Here is a 15,454-nt window from a genome sequence, read left to right as displayed (position 1 = left end):
TCTAGCTGAACAGTTGCGGCAGGTTGGCGCTGCTGTCACCAAACTGCTCGGCGGGTACACCCAACCCCTGCAGCAGGGTCAGCATCAGGTTGCACATGGGGGTATCCTTGGCCAGCGCCAGGTGGCGGTTGCCGGCAATGCCACCACCGGCCACCAGGGCGGGCAGGTCCATATTGTCGTGGGCGTTGGGCTCACCCAGGCTGGCACCACCAAATACCAGGGTGGTGTCGAGCAGGCTGCCCTCGCCATCGGCGGTGTTGCTCAGGCGCTCGAGCAGATAGCCAAACTGCTGCAGGTGCAGCTGGTTAATTTTGATCAGCTTGGCCACTTTGGCGGGGTCTTCGCCGTGGTGACTGAGACTGTGATGGGAGTCGGGCACACCAATCTCCGGGTAGGCGCGGTTGCTCAGCTCGCGGCCCATCATAAAGGTGACCACCCGGGTCATGTCGCTCTGCAACGCCAGCACCTGCAGGTCGATCATCAGGTGCACGTGCTCTTCAAAATCGTTGGGTAGCCCGGCCGGCAGTACCAGATTGCCGGTATCGATGTCGGCGCTCTGGGCGCTCGCCTTTTCGATGCGTTTCTCCACCGCCCGAATCGACTCCATATACTCCTCCAGCTTGCGCCGGTCGTTGGCGCCCAGGCGTGGCGAGAGGCGGGCGGCGTCGGCCATAACAAAGTCGAGAATACTGGCCTTGGTGGCCAGTCGCTGCTGGCGGCTCTGCTCATCCAGGCCGCTGTCGCCAAACAGCCGCTCAAAGGCGTCGCGCGGCTTCACCGTGACGGGCATGGGCGCGGTGGGGCTGCGCCAGCTTAAGGTGTTGGTGTAGGTGCAGCTGTAGCCGACATCGCAACTGCCGAGCAGACTGGGCGGTTCGATGCCGAGCTCCAGCGAAGCCAGTTGTGTCGATTGGCCAATGGCATTGGCGGCCACCTGGTCCATGGAGATACCACAGTAGATATCGGCGCCTTCGGTGCGTTTGGGGTGGGCGCCGGTCAGGTAGGCGCCACAGCTGCGGCCGTGGCTGCCGGGGCCATCGCCCAGGGCGTTGGCGTTGTAGTGGGCCAGGCCGGTGATCACTGAGAAGCTCTGTCGGTGTTGGGCCAGGGGCTGCAACAGTGGCGTTAGGGCGTAGTTGGCGCCCACTTCAGCTGGCGTAAACATGGGCATACGCAGGCCGTTGGGAATGTAGAACACACTCAGCCGTTTGGCGCCTTGGGCAGCCTGGGCGTAGTTGGGCAACAGCGACTCCATCGCCGGCAGGGCGATGGTGGCACCAACGCCACGCAGAAAGGTGCGACGGTTAATGCTGGGCAACTTGGTCATGCGCGGGCGTCCTCCGGTAGTTGAATGGTTCACTGGTGATAATGCCAAGCAGGATGCTGTGCATGCGGTAGTCATCGGCTTCAGCGGCCTGCACTATCTGGCGTACCTTGGGTTGGTCGTAGGCCTCCAGCCCCCGGCCCAGGGCGTAGGTGAGCAGGCGCTGGGTGAAGGCTTCGGTAAGCTGCTGTTTACGTTGCAGCAGTACCCTCTGCAGGCCGGCAAAGCCATCAAAAGCTGTGCCATCGGGCATCTGCGCGCTGGCGTCGATGGGCAGCTGGGCAAACTCGGTGCGCCAGTTGCCGATGGCATCGAAGTTCTCCAGCGACAGCCCCAGCGGATCCATCTTCACATGGCAGGAGGAGCAGGCCGGGTCTTCGCTGTGCATCGCCAGCTGCTCGCGGGCGCTCAACAGTTTGCCCGAGCGCTGGGTGACCAGGGCAGGGACATCTGGCGGTGGTGGCGGTGGTGGTGCCGCCAGCAGGTTATCCAATATCCACTTGCCCCGGCGCACCACACTGGTGTGGTTGGCGTAGGAGGTGACCGTCAGCACGCTGGCCTGGCCGAGCAGGCCGCCGCGCGGCAGTCCCGCCGGCAGGGTCACCTTGCGGAACATCGGCCCGCTTACCGCGGTAATGCCGTAGTGCTCGGCCAGACGCTCATTGAGGAAGGTGTAGTCGCTTTGGATAAACTCCATGATGCTGCGGTTCTCGCGCACTATGTGGCCAAAGTAGAGCTCGCTCTCCAGGCGCATCGCTTCGCGCAGGGGGGCATCGAAGGCGGGGTAGTCGTAGACGTCGGCCTTGTGGAACTCCAGGTTGCGCAGGTAGAGCCACTGGCCGGCGAAGTTCTCCTGCAGAGCCCGGGCTTTGGGGTCGGCCAGCATCCGTTCCAGTTCGGCGGCGAGGGTTTCCGGCTCGCGCAGTTGGCCACTTTCGGCCAGGCTCAGTAGCGCTTCGTCGGGCAGGCTGCTCCACAAAAAGAGCGCCAGGCGGGCGGCGAACTCAAAGTCGTTGATGGGGTGCACGCTACCGGGAGCGGCGTTGGCTGGATCCTGTTCATAAAGGAAGAGGAAATTGGGTGACACCAGCAGCGCCTGAATGGCGGTGGTGATCCCCTCTTCGAAGTCGCCCTGGTCGGCGGCCTGATGGTAGAGCGCCAGTAGCGGTTCGAGGTCGGCGTCGGTCACCGGCCGGCGATAGGCCTCGCGCGCCAGCTGGCGGATGATCTTGCTGGCACAGCGGCGCTCACTCATAAACAAGCCCGGCCGGCAGCTGAAGATCTTCTCCCTGCTGGGGGTGTCGCCGGGGCCGCCCACTTCGTAGGGGCCATCGACATCAATCTGAATCACGTCGCGCAGGAAGTTGTGCTGGGCGTAGCGGTCCGACATGTAATAGGAGGGGACGCTGGTCTGGCCGACGCGGGCGCCATCCACCACAAAATCGAGAGTGAGCTGGGTGGGGGGCGCCGTCGGCAGGGGTACCACGTCGGTGCTGTTGTGCAGTACCTGTACCCGCTCATCCAAGCCCAGCTGCTTGCGGAAGGTGAGGCCGACGCTGTGTGGGCCGGCACTGAGGGGCACCTTCAATTTAACGCGGTTGGCCTCCAGACGGTCGGTCTCGTTGTTGGTGTTGGCGTTGAGGTAACCGCTCAGCTCATAAACGCCATCATAAGGGGCGTAGTAGTGCAAGGCGCCGCCGCCGCGGGAGTTGAGCGGCAGGTCGTTGCTCATGCGCCAGTCGTAGGAGGGGATACCCTGGTTGAGGATGGAGCCATCCTTCGGCAGTACATAGGTGGTGACATAGGGGGCCGGGTTGGCGGTGCCCACCGCCAGGCGGCTCACCTTGCCGGCGACGGCGATGTAGCGGTCCATTAATGTGGGCGACACCGACAGCACATCGGCGATGTTATCGAAGCCATAGCCGCTGTCGTCGGTGGGCAGCTGCTCGCGAATATCCACCGGCAGCTGCAGCAGTTCGCTGACGGCGTTGCTGTATTCGGTGCGGTTCAGACGGCGCAGCGTCGCCCGGCCGGGGTTGGGGTGGGCCTCAGCGTAGCCATCCAGTGATGCAGTCAGCCAACCGGTGAAGGCCTGGCGCTCCTCGGGGCTTGGTTGTCGCTTTTTGACCGGCGGCATCTCGCCGCGGTTGATCACCCGCAGTATCGCCTCCCACTCGGCCAGGCCGTCGCCCTGGGCGATATCCCCGGTGTCGACCGCCGACAGCGACCAATTGCCCGACAGCCGTTCATCGTTGTGGCAGCGGGAGCAGTACTCCTCGAGAAAGTCATCGGCCTGGTCTTCGGCCGCTTCTGTGGCGGCCGCCTGGGCACTGGTAAAACTGCCCAGTAGCACGGCGGCTGCCAAGGCAAGGGGTGTACTAAAGCCCGGCCGCCGGCTTCGGTTGGCAGGGCGAAAGAGCGGAGGATTCATACTCAATTGTGGCTACTGCTGTTGTGGGTGGTTACAAATGGGGGCTCTGCCCGCGATGAGCGGAGAGATAAGAGCAATTACCAAGCCAATTCCTGACCTGTTGGACAGATATTGGTGTGGGCAACCTAGTTTAGGGGTGTCGCGAAGTGAGGGCTCGCTTCAGTGGCCGCCCGGGCGGGCTGGTGCTGTGCCCTAGGATAACCCCTATGCCCACAAGCTGTGCATGCAGCTTACCGATGGCCATCGGTGGCGCTTCTCAGGAGGCGCGCAGGCAGGTGACCGGGTTGGTCTGTTCGGGCTTAAAGGTGAGCGAGCGCTGGTTGAGCTGGGTGATCTCGGCGCGGAAGTTGGGCGAGGCCTGAATCTGCTGCTCGAGAATATCGGCCAGTTGATCGGTAAAGGCGTTGCCGGTGGCGATATTGCCCTCGGTAAGTTTGCCGTGCAGGGTCTGTTCTTTCAGCTCCCAAGTGCCGGTGGCCTTGAACGACATGGGAATCTCGCTGCCGAGCCAGGGGCTGAAGACAAAAAGTTCGCCCTGGCTGATCAGGGCGCTGGCCTCGGCCAGCTGTACCACTGCGTTTACCCGGTAGCTCCCCTCCGGCCGTTGCACCTCGCCCTTACAGTTCCAGGCGCCGAGCAACAGGCTTTGGCTGTCGCCGACAGCGGCCGTGGCCAAGCCCAATAGGAGTGGTGCAAAAGAAGCGGGCAGGAGTTTGGTAAGCAGTTTGTACATAAGGTGGTCACTGACGGCGGTTACAAGCGGTGGCAACAATGGCATAGAGTGGTGGCGGCCAGCAAGGGTTCAACTGGCTTGGGTGAACTGGCGCGCAAATATTGTGAAAATGGTTGGGCTTTACAAGAAAGTGCGCCAGTTGTCAGCCTGGGGAATCTCTACTTGCGGGGTTGTTGGTGCTCGGCTTTAATTGTCTGCCTGCCCTGGTGACCTGGGTGTCTGGGCTCGGCCTTTCAGCGTCTGCTTAGGCCAAAACAGAAAGAGAAGGAACAATAAGAAGTGAGCGCGGCCGGCTATCAGCCAGGCGGTGGCCACCATTTAAAAGGATTGCTACTAAGGGATTGTCAGTGCCATGCCGTTTTTTATCTTATCGGTATTAATTCAGGTTGCGCTTGTTATCCACATCGTTAAAACCGGGCGCAACACCACCTGGATATGGATCGTGGTGATGCTGCCGTTGGCCGGTACCCTCGCCTACCTGATTCTGGAAGTGCTGCCCGAATTCAGCCACACTCGGGCCGGGCGCAGTGCCCGGCGCAAAGTAAATTCGGTGGTCAACCCCAATCGCGACTTCAACGCCGCCACCCGTCACTACGCTATGAACGACTCGGTGGAGAACTCCAAAAGGCTGGCGGAGGAGTGTTACAGCAAGGGGCTCTACAGCGATGCCAAAACCCTCTACCAGAAGTGCCTGCAAGGCCCCTATGCCGACGACCCCCACTTTATGTTTGGCCTGGCCAGCTGTGAGTTCCAGTTGGGGAATTACTCAATCACGCGGGAAATTCTGGATCGCTTGATCGAGGCAAACCCCGACTACAAAAATCAGTCGGCGCATCTGCTCTATGCACGTACACTGGAGCAGTTGCAAGCCATTCCCGAAGCGCTGCACGAATACGAAACCCTCTACAGCTACTTTACCGGCCCCGATGCGGCCTACTATTTCGGTAAATTTTTGCAGAGCCAGAATCAGAACGACCGCGCCCGCCAAATTTTTCAGGCCATTACCGACGGTGCCAAACAGGCGCCGAAACACTACAGTCAGTTACACAAAGAGATACTGCGCCTGGCCAGAAGTGAGCTCAGTCAATAGGCACATCTTTTATCGTCGCCATCAAGGAGTTGCACCATGCACAAAAGTAAGTTGGCCGGCTTTATTATCGACTGCGAAACCGACGACCTGAATACGGCGGCCAGCTTTTGGGGGCAGGCGCTGGGCATGGCCATTGAGCCATTTCCTGGAGCCGAAGGTGAAAAGTATGTGCGCCTCTGCGACCCCAACGACGCCCTGCACATAGAGGTGCAAAAAGTTAATCACCCCAGCCGCGTGCACCTGGATATCGAAACCGATGATATCGAGGCGGAGGTAAAACGGCTGCAGGCGCTGGGGGCAACCGAGGTGGCGCGAGTGGATAGCTGGTGTGTGATGCAGGCGCCCACCGGCCAGAAATTCTGTGTGGTTAAACAGGAGGGCGGGCGATTCGCTGTCGAGGCCAACTGTTGGCCAACACAAAAGTAGCTAGCCAACGTTTAACTACCAACCTTTGATGACCCAAATAAGCAACAAAATAATAATGCGGGAGCAAAAACCATGACGAGTGAAGTGAGCTGTCTGTGCGGTTCAGTAAAGCTTGCGCTGCACGGGGAACCGATTCATCAATTCTATTGCCATTGTGACGATTGCCAGGCGGTGCACGGCGCCGCTTATATTGGGGTGATGCTCTACCCGGAAGATCAGGTTGAACATTTAAGCGGTGAAACCGATACCTGGGTTTACAAAAACAATCCGCGTACCCGCTGCCGCCAGTGCGGCACCATTCTCTATGCCGAACCACCGGGTGCACCCTGGAAAGGGGTAAAGGCTAATCTGTTGCCGCCGGGGCAGTTCAAACCCAGCCACCACCTGCAGTGCCAGTTTGCGGTGTTGCCGGTGGTTGATGATCTGCCGCACTTAAAAGGCTTCCCAGCAATGTTTGGCGGCTCCGATGAAGAGATGCCCTGGTAATTTGCATTTAATTGGGTGGTCTTATTGCCAGCGCATTTTTTTAATGCCAACCTCTGAACACTTCTCCCAGCCTGGCGTTAGCTTAAGCGATTGAATTGCGCTACTGCTTGGTTGATCCAATAAAAAATAGTCGGATGAGGTAGATCGATGAACCAAGTCAATTCACTCCATACCGGTGGCTGCTCTTGTGGCCAGGTGCGCTACCAGTTTTCGGTAACGCCGTTAATTGTGCACTGCTGTCACTGCTCATTTTGCCAGCGCGAAACAGGTACCGCCTTCGCCTTAAATGCTCTGGTGGAGGCCGCCCAGGTTGCCGTAGAGGGCGAGCTGGAAAAGATCACCACCCCCTCCCAGAGTGGCAGCGGCCAGATCATCGTGCGCTGCCCGAAATGCCGCGTGGCCTTGTGGAGCCACTACCATCCCTCCGGCCCCAACATTAATTTTATGCGGGTGGGCACCCTCGATGAACCCGGGCGCCTGCCGCCCGATATTCACATCTACACCTCCACCAAACTGCCCTGGGTGGTACTGCCGGAAGGGGCGGCTAGAGCCGATGAATTTTATAATCCAAAAGAAGTTTGGTCGGCCGCGACGCTACAGCGTTTTCGTGCGGCGCGTGGCTAATGACTTTCTCATTAATCTTTACTCTGACCGGAGCGCTTTGCATTTAGTCTAACGCTGCCTAAACTGTCAGCCGGTTTGGGATAGGGATTGATTGAGTCATTGTGGATCTGTTACTAGAGCAACTGTTTCTGTTTGTGGTGTCGTTAGTTGCCAATGGTCTGTCGGCCATGGCGGGCGGTGGTTCCGGGCTGTTACAGTTGCCGGCGCTTATTTTCCTGGGGCTGCCGTTTACCATGGCCCTGGCCACGCATAAGATTGCCAGCGTCGCCCTGGGGGTGGGGGCCAGTATTAAACACCTGCGCGCGGGCAACGCCGAGTGGCGTTTTGCCTTGCTGATACTGGTCGCCGGGCTGCCCGGTGTGGTGCTGGGGGCCAACACTATTCTTGCCATTGCGCCCCAGATTGCGCAGATCAGCCTAGGTGTGCTCACGGTTGGTATTGGTCTCTACTCCTATTTCAAAAAGGCCTTGGGTCAGGAGTACCAACCTCGTCATCGGCAACCGATGGGGGTGTTGGTGGGTGCCGTTGGGCTCTTTTTCTGGGGTTTTCTCAACGGCTCACTCACCTCGGGTACCGGCCTGTTTGTCACCCTCTGGTTAATTATCTGGTTTGGTTTCGACTTCAAACGCGCCACCGCCTATACCCTGATTTTGGTGGGGCTCTTCTGGAATGGCACCGGTGCCGTTACCCTGGCGTTGCAGGCACCGGTGAAGTGGCCGTGGTTGCCCGGCTTGCTGCTGGGGGCGGTGGCCGGTGGTTACCTGGGCGCTCACTTCGGCATTAAATATGGCAATGTGTTAATTAAACGGGTGTTTGAGGTGATCACAATTTTGGTGGGCGTGTCGTTGATTGGAAAAAGCCTATGAACCGCCGCTGGCAGGCATTCAATGTTTGGCGGGTGATAGAGGCGCTGGACAACGCGCCGGACTCCTACACCATGGCCCGGGCCGAGGCGACCCGCCGCCTGTTTATCACGCTCGCCTGTGTGGCGGTGAGCTTGCTGTTAATTCACTACCTGAAATTCACCACCACCTTTTACGCCGCGTTGGAGCAGCTTTCGCTCTGGGCCGGGGAAGCGCCGCGCTACTATCGCCAGCAGCTCTACCACACGCACTATCTGGAGTTGATTAACTACGCCTGGTGGACCTTCTGGCATGTGGTGGGTTATGTGCTGCTGCCCTGGGCGGTGCTGCGTTGGCTGTTGAAACTGCCGGTGGCATCGATGGGGGTGAAGTTGAATGAAACCCGCGAGCATTGGCTTGGCTACCTGATGCTGCTCTCGCCAATTTTGCTGTTTATCTATCTGGTCAGTTTCCGTTCCGATTTTCTGCAGCACTACCCCTTTTACCGATTAGCAGCGCGCAGCCTTACCGACTTTTTACTGTGGGAGCTTCTGTACCTGACCCAATTTGCCTGCCTGGAATTTTTCTTTCGCGGTTTTATGTTAAATGCCCTGCGCCCGGCGGTGGGGGCCAACGCCATCTGGATTATGTGCGTACCCTATTTAATGATCCATTTTCCCAAGCTCTGGCTGGAGGCCACCGGCGCAATCTTCTTTGGCTTCTTTCTGGGTATTCTGGCCCTGCGCTCGCGCTCCATTTGGGGTGGCTTTCTGGTGCACGCCGGTGTTGCTGTGGGGATGGATGTCGCCTCGCTGGTTACCCAGGGCAAGTTTCCCCAGACCTGGTGGTTTTAATGGGGCGGGGTGGTTTTAAGCGGGGAATACCCGCTTAAAACCAGCTTAACCACCGTTATCCTTTTCCGTTTAACCGCAGCTGTCCTTGCCGGCAAAATTCTCGGGTTGGTTGCTCCAGCCGCGCTCGCCGAAGGGGGTTTCTATTTGTATCCACCACTCACTCTCCGGGGTTTGCAACACTTCACCCCAGCAGGTCTCCTCCTCTTCGCAGCTGTCCCAGCCGGCCATAAAAGAGACCTCTTCGCTGTACATTTCACCGTGAAACCAGACCTGGTAAAAGCCTTCACCCTCGTAGCTGTAGACAAACAGCTCACTGCCGGCACGATAGGCCCGGCCAGAGGCGTCACTCTGGTAAGCCCGTTTCACACGCACATGACCGGCTTGTAGCGTGTGCACTTCACCGGTGACTGCACTCACCTGGCTGCCGGCCGCCAGTTCGGCAACCACTGGGCTGCTGGCGGCAGGTGCCTGGAAGAGATTGGTGGGGGCGACCACCTGCCACTGGCCGTAGGTGCAGCACTCAAACGGGCAGACGTCCGCCTGGACCAGGTCGTGGGGTGCTTCGGGCAGTGGATTGCCGACACTGCCCTGGCCGAACAGCAGAGCAACTGGGGCCAGAAGGTAACTCAATTTCATGGGGGCGTTTATCCTTGCTAAACTTTATGGCTGAAATAATTACTTTTCCTTTTTTAATAGAAGCGCAAAATTCAGCTGATGTCATTTTTCCCCTCGATTTTTATTCGTTCGTCAACATCGCCAACTCTTGCTTATTTTCTTCGCGTCAGCTCAATACGATGGCTTTGTCTGTTGGCTGCGGCCGTGCTGCTCAACGGTTGCAGTAATCTGCACTGTGATCTGCCGGGCGGCTGTTGGGGTAAAACCGCCGATGCTGGCCAACCGCTGATTTTAACGGTGGGTGAGGAGCGGGAGGTGATCTATCAGGGGCCGAACTGGATCCCGACCCGCTCCATGGTGTGGGGCTTGATGGTGGCGCCAGATGGCGTGGTTTCGGTGCTCTACCCGGATGAGTATCGCACTCACCTCAAGGCGTTGCAGGCTGGTGAAGCCAAGCTCTATTTTATTAATCGGCTGTCGTTTGCCCCCGGTCAAACTCTGGCTGACCTTAGCCCCGAGGAGGCCGAGGAGGTGACCCGGTACCACTACGTCCAGGTTATTGTGCGTGAATAAAAAGGGGATTATTGCCATGTTGAAGCCAGCGCTGCTGCCACTGCTGTTGACGACTACCTTAGGCCTCGGTGGCTGTATTTTTGAACGCCCGGTGGGCGGCTCCTGCACATACCTCACTCTGCAAGCTGTAGCCGTGGTCACTGGGGTAACCGATTCGGCTGTGGTGCTCTATCTGCCCGAACTCGAGCGCAGCGTCGACAGCCGCACCCTGCTCACCGAGCCGCCGCCGGCGGTGGGCGATCATCTTAGGGTGGCGGTGCGCCAGATTACCGAGGGCAGTTGCACGCCCTTGATGGTGCAACCCTTGCCTGTAGAAGATGAATAGCGAGCAGGCAATTTAAGGGAAGCGGGCACAGTGATGACAAAGCGGTTGCGGGACAGCGTGTTAATTCAATGGCGTTGGCTATTCTGTTTGCTGGCCTGGTGGCTGCTGGTGAATTGTGCTTTGGTGAGTAGCGCCCAGGCTGAGGCCTACCCCTTGCAGGCCGATGACCAGCGGCAGTTGACCATCCGCCTGGCGGGCGGCGAACAACGGCTGTCGGTGGCGGAGATCATCGCTACCGTGCCTGCGGCCATTATCGACATCGACGACACTGTCTACCATGGTCAGCGCCGCTACTGGGCGGTGGATCTGCTGGCGCTGTTTAACGCTCTGGGACTGTCGGCGGCGAGCCTGGCGGGGGAGGATGAACTCAGTTTTGTCTGCCTCGACGGCTACACCGTTACCGCCCGCTCCGATCTGCTATTGAGTAAGCAGGTGCGCGCCTATCTGGTGCTGGCCAGTGCCGAGGGTACGGAAGCCGACCGTATAGATGGCCGCTGGTTGCCCTATCAATACGGCGAGCAGGTAATCGGTTTTGATCCCTTTTATGTGGTATGGCAAAGCGCTGCGGGCGCCGCCCCCGCCGACAGCCACGACTACCCCTGGCCCTATCAGCTGCGCGCTATCGAACTGGCGGTGGCCAGCGAGGTGGCAAGCTTCCGCCCGTCCGCGGCACAGCCACAAGCTGAAGCCGGCTTCCAGCTGTTTAACCACTACTGCCTGCGCTGCCACGCGGTGGACAGCATCGGTGGTGGTATGGGGCCCGACCTGGCGGCCGCCACCAGTGCCGCCGCCCACTTCCCGGATGAGCTGTTGCTTTCAGTGATTCGCTCGGCGCCGCAGTTTTACCCGCAAACCAAAATGCCCAACTACGCATCGGTGTTGGATGAGCAGCAATTGCAGGGGTTGGTTGCTTTTATTCGCTATCTTCAGGCGCGCTGAGCCGCCGCTTGGCCGCATTACTGTGATGGCGCGAGCCCATCCCAGTAAGCGTATTTAAGAGTCGGCCTGTTATTTTTCTGCTTGAGAAGGCACTGGCGGTAATGAATAATCTGCCGCCTGCACGCTTTATAAAAATAGCTATATAACAATAAAAGGAAGTTGCCATGGCCACTGGGTTTCCCGGTCGTAAACGTTCATCTCGTCACTGGTTGCAATGGTTGCTGCTGGTGATTGTTGTGCTGCTGGTGATCGGTTTTTTAACCGGCCGTAAACTGGGGGCCGTGGTGGAAGGCTTAACGCCACCCAAATTACCGGCGGCGCCGGTGGCCAGCCAACGCTACTGGCCGGAGCAGAATTGGAATCAGCCACTGCGTCAGCAGTACCACCATATCAGCCAGGGTACCCGCACCCTGCCCATTCCGCTCAGCTGGTTGCTGGCACTGGAGAAGCCCGCCGGCAGCCTCTGGACGCTGCCGTTTGGCAACAAGGGCAAATTTACCGACAACGACTATCTGCTGCGCTTCGGCTTTATTAAAGATGAGGTGAGCGACTACAACCCCTACGGCCTGCCCATCGGTTTTGCGCTTACCGCCAACCAGAATTTGCCGGGTATCAGCCAACAGGTGACCGCCGTGGGCTTTAACTGCTCCGCCTGTCACACCAGCCACTTTATTTACAACGATAGCGAGTACGTGATCGATGGCGGCCCGGCCACCACCGACCTCGGCCAGCTCACCAAAGCCCTGGGCGCGGCCCTGGGCCAGACGCTGGTCTCCGCCAAGGTGCCGCTGCTGCACGGCCGCTTTAACCGCTTTGCCAAAAATGTGCTGGGCGCCGACGGTTACAACGATGCCAACGCCCTGGCGCTGGCCGATGAGCTGGTCAGCCTGGTGGAATTTCTCGCCTCGCAACCGGGCGAGATCGACGTGGTGGAGGGCTTCAGTCGCCTCGATGCACTCAACCGCATTGGCAACCAGGTGTTTGCCCTGGACCCGGGCCGTTTTCAAAACTACGTCGCCATCAACGCGCCGGTTAACTACCCGCACATCTGGACCTCCAGTTGGTTCGACTGGGTGCAGTACGACGGCTCCATCATGAACCCCTTGATTCGCAACACCGGTGAGGCGATGGGGGTGAGTGCCTATGTTAATAGCTGGGTGCCGCACCAGGAGAAGCGCTTCGCCTCCTCGGTGGCGACCGATAATCTGCTCTGGATAGAAAAATCCTTGAGCGGCAGCAATCCGGTACCCGAGCAGAAATTTTCCGGCCTCTTGTCGCCGCCCTGGCCGAAGGCACTGCCGGCCATCGATACCGCCCTGGCCCATGAGGGTGAGCTGCTCTACGGCCGCCTCTGCCAAGGGTGTCACCTGCCGGCACCTAACACCGAAGCCTTCTGGTCGGAGTTTAAACACATCAATTACCAGGACGAAAATGGCCACCCACAGCAGGTTGCGCAGCAGTTGCTGCATGTGCATGTGATCGACCACGCGCAAATTGGTACCGACCCGGCGCAGGGCAATGTGCTGGTCAATCGCACCGTCGATACCGCCGGCGACAGCCGCAGTGAGGCAGGTAACAGCAGCGCCATGGGTATTGATACCCAGGTCTGCACCCACGCCCCACAGCTGCCGGCAAACCCCTACAACCCCGGCTGGCCAATCGACCGCAGCCAGGAACCAAAACCAAACACCGGGCCGCTGGTGACCATTCCCATCAGCGATGGCCCCAATATCAGCTTTGCCCTGGCCCTGGGCGGCATAGTGCAGCAGGTGAACGACACCTGGTTTGCCCAGAATTACCTCTCCCCCGAGCAGCAGGCGGTGTTTGAGGAGGGGCGGCCCAACTGCCTGCAGGCGGGCCAGGGCTACAAGGCGCGACCGCTCAACGGCGTGTGGGCAACGGCCCCCTTCCTGCACAATGGCTCGGTGCCCACCCTCTACCACCTGCTCTCGCCGGTGGTGGAACGGCCTGCTGCCTTTACCCTGGGTGCTATCGATTTTGACCCGGTACATGTCGGGCTTGAGGTCGACGACAGCCAACAGAAAAAACTGCAATCGGCGCTCGACGATGGCAAAAAATATACAAGCAAGGGGCTCTTTATTCTGGATACCCGGGTGCCGGGCAACAGCAACCAGGGGCATGAGTTTTCCGGCTGTTACGACAGCAACCAGCCCTGGTGGAATCAGCCCCAGGGTGCCATTGGCCCGGAGCTGAGCCCCGAGCAACGGCTGGCAATTATTGAGTATCTGAAGACGCTTTAACGGTGCCGCCGCAGGCTGCGGCGGCTAGTGGTTGATTACCAATCCAACGAGGTAAGCCATGTACCATACAGTGAAACCAGGTGACAGCCTGGCCGCCATAGCCGCCAAATACGGCGTTACTCTCAATAATCTGTTGGCTGAAAACCCGCGCCTGAAGGCCAACCCCGATGCCATCTTCCCCGGCCAGGCGATCTCCATCCCCGGAGATTTTCCCACCGCCCCAGCCACAGAGCCGGGTACGGCCGCGGCGACCACCGAAGCCGGGCCGGCGGTGGGGGGGCGCGATCAAAGCCTGGATAAAAACGCCTTTACCGTCCCCTTCGGCCAGCTCACCTTCGACGCCGAGGGCATGGAGGAGGAGGGGCCCTACTTCAGCCGGGTACTGCATGTGCCCACCGCCACCTCGGGCGCCACCATCGGCCGCGGCTACGATATGAAAGAGCGCAGCGAAGCCGGCATTATTGAGGATCTGACTCACGCCGGCGTGAGGCTCGCCAAGGCGACAAAGTTTGCCCAGCTGCGCGGCCTGCAGGGCAAAAAAGCCAAGGAGAAAATTAAACAGCTGGGCTTGCGCGATGAAAAAATCTCGGCCAAGCAGCAGCGCCTGTTATTTATGATCACCTACCAGGAGCTCGAAGGTGATGTCGAGCGCATCTGCACCAAGGCCGATGTGGTCGCCAAATACGGTGCCTGCCAGTGGGCGGCACTGCACCCCGCCATCAGAGATGTGGTCGTCGACCTGCGCTATCGCGGCGACTACACACCCGCCACCCGCGAACGGGTACAACCACTGCTGGTGGTCAACGATCTCAACCAATTGGCAAAATTAATGGCCGACAAAGATTACTGGGTAAACAGCCGCGGTATGCCCCAGGATCGTTTTAAACGGCGCAAGGCCTACATCGCCAAGGCGACTGTTTGATCCCGCCCGCTAATTTAGAAATGAATATCGGAGATGGTTGACGGATCGACGCTTTCGCTGAACCAGTGCTGTTTACGCAGCCGGCTGGGTGGGCTGTGAAAATACTCCGTCACCAAGCGGGAGAAGTGGTACTGATTTTTAAAGCCGCACTGATCGGCAATTTCCGCAATCGACAAGCCCGAATATTTTAATAGATAGACGCCTTTCTCTGTTCTTACCCGCCACAGATATTTTTGCGGTGTGGTATTCAAAAACTGTTTAAATAATTTGGTCAGCTGCGACGTGCTGAGCAGCGCAGCATCGGCCAAGGTGCCGGTGCTTAGCGTTTCGGCGAAGTGTTGCTCAATAAAGCGAACGGCGCGCTCCAGCGGTGCGGGCAGTGGTTTGTCGCCGGTGAGTTGATCTGTTGCCTGTTTATAGGCTTGGAATAGCGCAACGCAGAGGGCGTTCACCACACTTTGTTGCGATTTTTCTGATTGCTCTGCACAGCTCAATGCCAACCCGTAAATTTCCCGCAGTGGTTCCGCCAGGGGTATTACTGAGGGGATCTTCTGCAGTTGTGCCCACTCCTTTTTGCTGATGTTGTCATCGTAGGTCTCACACCAGGCAATGTGGGTGTGCTGACGGCTGGGCATGCGGACTTCCAGGCTGTGACGGTGAGCAATAAAAGCGGCTTCGTTGGCGCGCACGGTAATGGCCTGGTTATCTGCGATGATTACCGCCTCGCCGCTATAGATGACAAAAATAACAAAGAAAGGGCGCAGTACCGGCCCATAAACCCCGCCGTTTTGGTAGTGCATCTGACCAATTTCAAACCCTGGGCTATTGGTAAATAACGGCACGTTCTGCTCCTGCGCTGATGGTTGTTTCAGATAAAACGGTCTGGCCAGCTGCTGCTAAGTCCCGAGCGCTCCGAAATTATTTTTCCCATTAACTGGCCGTAATAACGCTATTGTTCTGGTAGTCGAGTGTCAAGAGGGGATGCCTGTTGCTGTATGCTTGAGTGTTT

General features: G+C 58.7%; 16 protein-coding genes. 11 read left to right on the top strand and 5 right to left on the bottom strand.

The genetic code is table 11. The features are described 5' to 3' along the window. Position 1: 1 nt before the first annotated feature. From SBL51_RS07435 to SBL51_RS07425, 3 genes are all read right to left on the bottom strand, one after another. Positions 2 to 1,327: a DUF1552 domain-containing protein gene (locus SBL51_RS07435; protein WP_317930263.1), complete on the bottom strand. Its 1,326-nt coding sequence runs from the start codon at positions 1,325 to 1,327 to the stop codon at positions 2 to 4. Further along, the gene (locus SBL51_RS07430) at positions 1,305 to 3,755 is read right to left on the bottom strand and encodes a DUF1592 domain-containing protein (protein WP_317930578.1); all 2,451 of its coding nucleotides are present in this window, start codon (positions 3,753 to 3,755) and stop codon (positions 1,305 to 1,307) included. The genes SBL51_RS07435 and SBL51_RS07430 overlap by 23 nt, the downstream gene beginning before the upstream one ends. 256 nt (positions 3,756 to 4,011) lie before the next feature. Then, positions 4,012 to 4,488 carry a hypothetical protein gene (locus SBL51_RS07425; protein WP_317930262.1) on the bottom strand — a complete coding sequence of 159 codons (477 nt, stop codon included), beginning with the start codon at positions 4,486 to 4,488 and terminating at the stop codon, positions 4,012 to 4,014. Between the two features lie 352 nt (positions 4,489 to 4,840). On the opposite strand from SBL51_RS07425, the gene SBL51_RS07420 reads away from it, so the two are divergent. The 6 genes from SBL51_RS07420 to SBL51_RS07395 all read left to right on the top strand — a co-directional run bounded on the left by SBL51_RS07420 (position 4,841) and on the right by SBL51_RS07395 (position 8,810). Beyond that, positions 4,841 to 5,578, top strand: a complete 738-nt coding sequence (locus SBL51_RS07420; RefSeq protein WP_317930261.1) for a tetratricopeptide repeat protein — start codon at positions 4,841 to 4,843, stop codon at positions 5,576 to 5,578. Positions 5,579 to 5,614: 36 nt separating this feature from the next. Further along, complete coding sequence (locus SBL51_RS07415; RefSeq protein WP_317930260.1) at positions 5,615 to 6,004, top strand: VOC family protein; 390 nt, start codon at positions 5,615 to 5,617, stop codon at positions 6,002 to 6,004. 72 nt (positions 6,005 to 6,076) lie between these two features. Continuing rightward, on the top strand, positions 6,077 to 6,490 hold the full coding sequence (locus SBL51_RS07410) for a GFA family protein (RefSeq protein ID WP_317930259.1): 414 nt from the start codon (positions 6,077 to 6,079) through the stop codon (positions 6,488 to 6,490). A 147-nt stretch (positions 6,491 to 6,637) separates the two neighbouring features. Then, positions 6,638 to 7,114 (top strand): GFA family protein, encoded by a 477-nt coding sequence (locus SBL51_RS07405; protein ID WP_317930258.1) that lies wholly within the window; start codon positions 6,638 to 6,640, stop codon positions 7,112 to 7,114. 101 nt (positions 7,115 to 7,215) lie between these two features. Next, on the top strand, positions 7,216 to 7,980 hold the full coding sequence (locus SBL51_RS07400; protein WP_317930257.1) for a sulfite exporter TauE/SafE family protein: 765 nt from the start codon (positions 7,216 to 7,218) through the stop codon (positions 7,978 to 7,980). After that, a complete protein-coding gene (locus SBL51_RS07395) occupies positions 7,977 to 8,810 on the top strand; it encodes a CPBP family intramembrane glutamic endopeptidase (RefSeq protein ID WP_317930256.1) in 834 nt (277 codons plus the stop codon). Before SBL51_RS07400 ends, SBL51_RS07395 begins: the two co-directional genes overlap by 4 nt. A gap of 69 nt (positions 8,811 to 8,879) precedes the next feature. On the opposite strand, the gene SBL51_RS07390 is transcribed toward SBL51_RS07395, so the two are convergent. Then, on the bottom strand, positions 8,880 to 9,446 hold the full coding sequence (locus tag SBL51_RS07390) for a hypothetical protein (RefSeq protein ID WP_317930255.1): 567 nt from the start codon (positions 9,444 to 9,446) through the stop codon (positions 8,880 to 8,882). Positions 9,447 to 9,617: 171 nt separating this feature from the next. Here SBL51_RS07390 and SBL51_RS07385 point away from each other — a divergent pair, with 171 nt between their 5' ends. The 5 genes from SBL51_RS07385 to SBL51_RS07365 all read left to right on the top strand — a co-directional run bounded on the left by SBL51_RS07385 (position 9,618) and on the right by SBL51_RS07365 (position 14,445). Continuing rightward, positions 9,618 to 9,998 carry a hypothetical protein gene (locus tag SBL51_RS07385; RefSeq protein ID WP_317930254.1) on the top strand — a complete coding sequence of 127 codons (381 nt, stop codon included), beginning with the start codon at positions 9,618 to 9,620 and terminating at the stop codon, positions 9,996 to 9,998. 16 nt (positions 9,999 to 10,014) lie between these two features. Next, on the top strand, positions 10,015 to 10,323 hold the full coding sequence (locus tag SBL51_RS07380) for a hypothetical protein (protein WP_317930253.1): 309 nt from the start codon (positions 10,015 to 10,017) through the stop codon (positions 10,321 to 10,323). Positions 10,324 to 10,356: 33 nt separating this feature from the next. Next, positions 10,357 to 11,262: a cytochrome c gene (locus tag SBL51_RS07375; protein WP_317930252.1), complete on the top strand. Its 906-nt coding sequence runs from the start codon at positions 10,357 to 10,359 to the stop codon at positions 11,260 to 11,262. 164 nt (positions 11,263 to 11,426) lie between these two features. After that, a complete protein-coding gene (locus SBL51_RS07370; RefSeq protein WP_317930251.1) occupies positions 11,427 to 13,523 on the top strand; it encodes a di-heme-cytochrome C peroxidase in 2,097 nt (698 codons plus the stop codon). Between the two features lie 58 nt (positions 13,524 to 13,581). After that, the gene (locus tag SBL51_RS07365; protein ID WP_317930250.1) at positions 13,582 to 14,445 is read left to right on the top strand and encodes a LysM peptidoglycan-binding domain-containing protein; all 864 of its coding nucleotides are present in this window, start codon (positions 13,582 to 13,584) and stop codon (positions 14,443 to 14,445) included. A 14-nt stretch (positions 14,446 to 14,459) separates the two neighbouring features. Here the strand turns inward: SBL51_RS07365 and SBL51_RS07360 are convergent, their stop codons facing one another. Continuing rightward, positions 14,460 to 15,287 (bottom strand): helix-turn-helix domain-containing protein, encoded by an 828-nt coding sequence (locus tag SBL51_RS07360; RefSeq protein WP_317930249.1) that lies wholly within the window; start codon positions 15,285 to 15,287, stop codon positions 14,460 to 14,462. Positions 15,288 to 15,454: the final 167 nt, after the last annotated feature.

It is taken from the genome of Halioxenophilus sp. WMMB6 (assembly GCF_033283405.1).
In the GTDB taxonomy this organism is placed as follows: Bacteria; Pseudomonadota; Gammaproteobacteria; order Pseudomonadales; family Cellvibrionaceae; genus Halioxenophilus.
The sequence above is the reverse complement of the archived record's forward strand: the minus strand, read 5'-3'. Positions and strand labels throughout refer to the sequence as shown.

Excerpts from the sequence above, each read along its gene's own strand:
- SBL51_RS07370 (WP_317930251.1), top strand. The coding sequence starts at position 11,427 with ATGGCCACTGGGTTTCCCGGTCGTAAACGTTCATCTCGTCACTGGTTG.
- SBL51_RS07415 (WP_317930260.1), top strand. The coding sequence starts at position 5,615 with ATGCACAAAAGTAAGTTGGCCGGCTTTATTATCGACTGCGAAACCGAC.
- SBL51_RS07410 (WP_317930259.1), top strand. The coding sequence starts at position 6,077 with ATGACGAGTGAAGTGAGCTGTCTGTGCGGTTCAGTAAAGCTTGCGCTG.
- SBL51_RS07395 (WP_317930256.1), top strand. The coding sequence starts at position 7,977 with ATGAACCGCCGCTGGCAGGCATTCAATGTTTGGCGGGTGATAGAGGCG.
- SBL51_RS07405 (WP_317930258.1), top strand. The coding sequence starts at position 6,638 with ATGAACCAAGTCAATTCACTCCATACCGGTGGCTGCTCTTGTGGCCAG.
- SBL51_RS07420 (WP_317930261.1), top strand. The coding sequence starts at position 4,841 with ATGCCGTTTTTTATCTTATCGGTATTAATTCAGGTTGCGCTTGTTATC.
- SBL51_RS07390 (WP_317930255.1), bottom strand. The coding sequence starts at position 9,446 with ATGAAATTGAGTTACCTTCTGGCCCCAGTTGCTCTGCTGTTCGGCCAG.
- SBL51_RS07430 (WP_317930578.1), bottom strand. The coding sequence starts at position 3,755 with ATGAATCCTCCGCTCTTTCGCCCTGCCAACCGAAGCCGGCGGCCGGGC.
- SBL51_RS07375 (WP_317930252.1), top strand. The coding sequence starts at position 10,357 with ATGACAAAGCGGTTGCGGGACAGCGTGTTAATTCAATGGCGTTGGCTA.
- SBL51_RS07365 (WP_317930250.1), top strand. The coding sequence starts at position 13,582 with ATGTACCATACAGTGAAACCAGGTGACAGCCTGGCCGCCATAGCCGCC.
- SBL51_RS07435 (WP_317930263.1), bottom strand. The coding sequence starts at position 1,327 with ATGACCAAGTTGCCCAGCATTAACCGTCGCACCTTTCTGCGTGGCGTT.
- SBL51_RS07380 (WP_317930253.1), top strand. The coding sequence starts at position 10,015 with ATGTTGAAGCCAGCGCTGCTGCCACTGCTGTTGACGACTACCTTAGGC.
- SBL51_RS07425 (WP_317930262.1), bottom strand. The coding sequence starts at position 4,488 with ATGTACAAACTGCTTACCAAACTCCTGCCCGCTTCTTTTGCACCACTC.